The following is a 4482-nucleotide window of genomic DNA, read 5'->3' on the forward strand; positions in this document are numbered from 1 at the left end:
CCCTGCTGTCCTTAAGTTCGCCGGGAACTAGTCCTGGTTGAGGTCAGCGTCATCGCCGCGAGGCCGTGCCGGAAGGCGGGAGAGACCGTCGATGAGTTCGGCCGAGTCGCCGCAGAGCGAAATGCGGATCCACCCCTCGCCAATCGAACCAAACGCAGTCCCGGGCGCCACCGCCACGCCCCGTTCGCGAAGCAGCACGTGCACCCACTTCCGGACGTCGCCGTCCGTGGCGTGCGACAAGTCAGCCCACAGGTAAAAGGCGCCCTCGGCGTCAAGGAAGTCGATGCCCAGCGATTGCAGCACAGCCGAAGCCGCGTCCCTGTTGCTCCGGTAGTGGCTCAGCGCCGTCGCCACATAATCCTGCGGGCCGGTCAGCGCTGCCAACGCCGAATACTGCGACGACGCCGCCACGCAGGACACGATCGATTCCATCACGTTGTCGAGCTGCTGTTGCATGCCCGGGGGCGTAATGAGCGCTCCGACCCGAATCCCGGTGAGCCCATAGGTCTTGGACAGGGTGATGGAGGTGAAAACCCTGTCTGCTCCCGGCCTATCGAAACGGGCGGGGCTGACATGCGGGACGTCATAGGTGAACGATTCGTAGCACTCATCGGAGATAACCCAGAGGTCGTGGGCCCGGGCGAATTCCATCAGCTCACGGGTCAGGCCTTCGCTGAAGACAGCACCGAGCGGGTTCGACGGGGAGTTCAGGACGATGACCCGGGTGCGGGAGCTCAGGAGTTCCTCGAGGTCCTTCACCCGGGGCTGGAACCCGTGCTCGGCGTGCAGCGGGTACTCCACGGGTACGGCGTGCAGTAGACCGGCAGTCATGCCAAACGTGGGATAACCGGGATTGGGGATCAGCACCTCGTCGCCGACGTCGAGCAGCAGGCTCATGGCCAGGTGCAGTCCCTGCTGGGCCCCCGCTGTCACGTAGACCCGACCCGGGTCCACGTCGACCGCATTCTGTGCGCTGAACCGGGCGGCGAAGGCTTCCCTCAGGGGGGCGATGCCAGCATTGGGTGTGTAGTTGGTCTCGTCCCGGTCCAACGCTGCCATCCCGGCTTCCAGAACATGGCGAGCCACCGGAAACCCCGGTTCGCCGATGCTCAGCACAATTGCACCGGGCGTCGCCCAGGCAGCTTGAGTGATTTCACGGATCTGGTTGGCTGGGAGCGAATCGGCGTGGGACGAGATCTTCGGCATTGGGCAAGCGTATCCCCGCGTCGCCCTATACTGAGAGGCGTGAATTCCGGGCAAGTCCACTCAGGACTAATAATCGTGGACAAGCCTCAGGGCTGGACCAGTCATGACGTCGTCAGCAAAATGCGCGGTATCGCCGGGACCCGTAAGGTGGGCCACGCTGGCACCCTCGATCCGATGGCAACAGGCGTGCTGGTGGTCGGCATCAACCGGGCCACCCGGCTGCTCACCTATGTGGTCGGTACGTCCAAAACCTATACGGCCACCATTCGGCTGGGGCAGTCGACGGTGACCGACGACGCTGAGGGCGACGTGGTTACAACCGCCGACGCCGCGGGCATCACCGCCGAGGCCGTCCGTGCCGGGGCGGAAGCGCTTACCGGTGAAATACAGCAGATACCCAGCAGCGTGAGCGCCATCAAAGTCAACGGGCAGCGCGCCTACACCCGGGTTCGCTCCGGGGAGGACGTGGTCCTCGCGGCACGCCCGGTCACCATCCACCGCTTTGATATCCACGACATCCGGCCCGTGACAAGCGCGGAGGGCGATGGAACGCTGCTGGACATCGATGTCACAGTCGAATGCAGTTCGGGGACCTATATTCGGGCGCTGGCCCGGGACCTGGGCGGTTCACTGGGCGTCGGCGGACATCTGACGGCACTCCGCCGGACCCAAGTGGGTCCGTACTCGCTGGAACAGTCGGCAACCCTGGAGGAACTGGCCACCGATCTCCGACTGTTGCCCATCAACGATGCGGCGCGGGTGCTCTTCACCCCCCGCGAACTTTCCGCAGCCGAAGCACTCGATCTATCGCACGGGCGTTTCATCCCGGCCGGGCCCGACGACGGTCCGGTGGCCGCGTTCGCCCCCGACGGCACCCTGATCGCCCTCCTCAAGAACTCGTCAGACCGGGCCCGCCCCCTGCTGGTTTTCGCTCCCGGGAACGGCTCTGCCCAGTGATCGTTGACGGGTTCTTTATCGCCGGCGTCATAGTGTGCCTGGCGTCGGCCGTGATCTGCTTCGGTGCTGCGGTGATCCGGCAGCCACCGAATGACATCACCATCCTCTCGGTCGCAGCTGTTGAGTTGTTTCTCCTGGTTTATGGGGTGGCAGCCATCATCAGGCAGGCCGGTGGTGAGGCAATCGCGGGGGAGGCCTGGGAGTTCTGGGGCTACCTGTTGACCGCACTGTGCATCCCCGTGGCCGGGTTCTGGTGGGCCATCCTGGAGCGCAGCAGGTGGAGCAACCTGGTGCTGGGCGCCGTCGGAATCACTGTCTTCGTTATGCTGTTCCGGATGGAACAAATCTGGGATCGGGTGCCCCTGTGACCGACAACAGCACCGACCACAGCCCCGAGAACAGCGCTGCTGTCTCCCGGCACCGCAACAGCGGGCCGGGACGCCTGCTGATTGCCGTGTATGGGGTCTTCGCCCTCGCGGCAACCGCACGCGCAGCCTTCCAGATCGGCACCAAATTCGGTGAGGCGCCACTCGCCTACCTCCTGACCGCGCTTGCCGCGGTCGTCTACGTCCTGGCGACCGTGGCCCTGGCGATGCCGGGGAGACGCTGGTACTGGATTTCAGTCGGTGCGGTGGGTCTGGAACTCGTAGGTGTCCTCACAGTCGGGCTGTTCAGCCTCCTCGACCCGGAGGCATTTCCCAGTGACACGGTGTGGTCCCTGTTCGGCAGGGGATACGGCTTCGTGCCGCTGGTTCTGCCGATCCTTGGCCTCTGGTGGCTTTTTCTGAATCGGCCGGGAACACCAACGGTGCAGACCACCGAGCGGATCAGCCCCGCTGCGTGAGAGTATGACTGCAGGAGTACCAATTAATGCTGGAGCCAGTTAAAGGGAGCATCATGTCCAGTTCAGAGAACCACCCCACCGGCAATCCGCAGGCCAGCACCCGCCCGGCCTCGGGTAGCGCGCCGGGAAGCCCCTCCGCCGGGCAGCCACGGCCAACGGGCGCTCAGGCTCCGGGCCATGCCGCCGGGCGGACCGCGGGCCAGCCCGCCAGCCCGGCCGGAGCGCAGGCGAAGGCAGGGACGCCGTCGTCGGCACCCAAAACCGCTGCGAAGAGCGGAAAGAAGACCGCCAAGCCCAAGTCGCCCAAGGGGGAGTGGGGCGTCTTCAGGACTGTCGTCGTCCTGGTGGGTCTGATCCTCGCCGGTTTCGGCGCCTTCTACCTGATCACGGGAACCTCGGGCGTGCCTGACACCGATATTGGGAACCCCAGCCCCACGCTCGAAAGCCAGTTCCGCTTTTTCTCGGCGATGATGGTCGGTGTGGGAGCCGCGTTTATCACCATTGGCGTGAAGTTTGAGTGGGCCAACATGCTCTGGATGGTCTGCCTGATGGTCTTCATCGGCGGTATCGGCCGGGTCCTGTCCTGGGCGTTCTCCGGAACCCCCCACTACATGATGATCATCCTGATGGTCATTGAACTCGCCTTCCCGGCAGCATTGCTGGTGTGGCACCGGTACATCGCCAAGACCACCGAGATCCGCAACGAGTACGCAGCACGCGGCTAAGACCGGCGGTCAGCGCTGCACCCCGGGCCCGGGGGCGGTTTACAACGAAAGAGGAGATGCGTGTACTACTGGAATGACCTGACCAGTGTTCCGAATGGTTTTGGTCCATCGGTGGTCACCATTGGTAATTTCGACGGTGTCCACCTCGGCCATCAGCGGGTGTTGCAACAGCTGGTCGCCGCGGCAAGCGACCGCGACGCCGCAGCGGTAGTCATCTCGTTTGAGCCCCACCCCGCCAAGGTGCATCGGCCGGAGCAGGCGCCGGAACTCATCATGGGTCTTGAGGACCGCATCGAGACCCTCGCCACCACCGGGATCCAGGCGTTGCTGATGATGCATTACACGCTGAAACTGGCGGCAAACACGCCGGAAGAGTTCGTCCAAAAGGTCTTCGTCGACGCCCTCAACGCCCGCGCCGTGGTGATCGGTCACGATGTCCGCTTCGGTCGGGACAATAGCGGCGACCTCGGTACGATGCGCGAACTGGGACAGAAACTCGGTTTCGAGGTGATCGTCATCGACGATTTCGGCGCCAGCCCGACCGATCCCACCGAGGCCGACGGCGATCGGCGCTGTTCCTCCACCTGGGTCCGCGAGGCCCTGGAAGACGGGGACGTGGCAACTGCCGCGCGGATCCTCGGACGGCCACACCGGATGCGCGGCGAAGTGGTCCACGGCGCGGCCCGCGGCCGTGAACTGGGCTACCCGACCGCCAACCTGTCACCAGCCTCCGGCGGCTATATTCCCGCC

General features: G+C 64.8%; 6 protein-coding genes (1 of these 6 only partly in view). 5 read left to right on the top strand and 1 reads right to left on the bottom strand.

Translation table 11 applies throughout. From position 1 onward, the window contains the following. Window positions 1–27 precede the first annotated feature (27 nt). On the bottom strand, window positions 28–1206 hold the full coding sequence (locus tag K728_RS0105180) for a pyridoxal phosphate-dependent aminotransferase (RefSeq protein WP_024476057.1): 1179 nt from the start codon (window positions 1204–1206) through the stop codon (window positions 28–30). Window positions 1207–1275: 69 nt separating this feature from the next. On the opposite strand from K728_RS0105180, the gene truB reads away from it, so the two are divergent. The 5 genes in view from truB to K728_RS0105205 are tightly spaced (at most 60 nt apart) and all read left to right on the top strand, a layout consistent with a single transcriptional unit that may run on beyond the window. Next, the gene (truB, locus tag K728_RS0105185; protein ID WP_443110860.1) at window positions 1276–2163 is read left to right on the top strand and encodes a tRNA pseudouridine(55) synthase TruB; all 888 of its coding nucleotides are present in this window, start codon (window positions 1276–1278) and stop codon (window positions 2161–2163) included. After that, entirely contained in the window at window positions 2160–2531 is a 372-nt protein-coding gene (locus tag K728_RS0105190; RefSeq protein WP_019483466.1) for a hypothetical protein, read from the top strand. Before truB ends, K728_RS0105190 begins: the two co-directional genes overlap by 4 nt. Further along, window positions 2528–3007 carry a hypothetical protein gene (locus K728_RS0105195; RefSeq protein ID WP_024476058.1) on the top strand — a complete coding sequence of 160 codons (480 nt, stop codon included), beginning with the start codon at window positions 2528–2530 and terminating at the stop codon, window positions 3005–3007. The genes K728_RS0105190 and K728_RS0105195 overlap by 4 nt, the downstream gene beginning before the upstream one ends. Before the next feature lie 53 nt (window positions 3008–3060). Continuing rightward, window positions 3061–3732 carry a DUF4345 domain-containing protein gene (locus K728_RS20055; RefSeq protein WP_156911188.1) on the top strand — a complete coding sequence of 224 codons (672 nt, stop codon included), beginning with the start codon at window positions 3061–3063 and terminating at the stop codon, window positions 3730–3732. A gap of 60 nt (window positions 3733–3792) precedes the next feature. Then, window positions 3793–4482: the 5' portion of a bifunctional riboflavin kinase/FAD synthetase gene (locus K728_RS0105205; protein ID WP_024476060.1), read on the top strand. Its footprint extends 285 nt past the window's final position; 690 of the gene's 975 nt are visible here — the first part of the coding sequence; it begins with the start codon at window positions 3793–3795; the stop codon falls past the right edge of the window.

The sequence above is a fragment of the Arthrobacter sp. CAL618 genome (assembly GCF_000468215.1).
Lineage (GTDB): Bacteria > Actinomycetota > Actinomycetes > Actinomycetales > Micrococcaceae > Arthrobacter_D.

Coding starts and splice junctions, on each gene's coding strand:
- K728_RS0105180 (WP_024476057.1), bottom strand. CDS start 1,206: ATGCCGAAGATCTCGTCCCACGCCGATTCGCTCCCAGCCAACCAGATC.
- K728_RS20055 (WP_156911188.1), top strand. CDS start 3,061: ATGTCCAGTTCAGAGAACCACCCCACCGGCAATCCGCAGGCCAGCACC.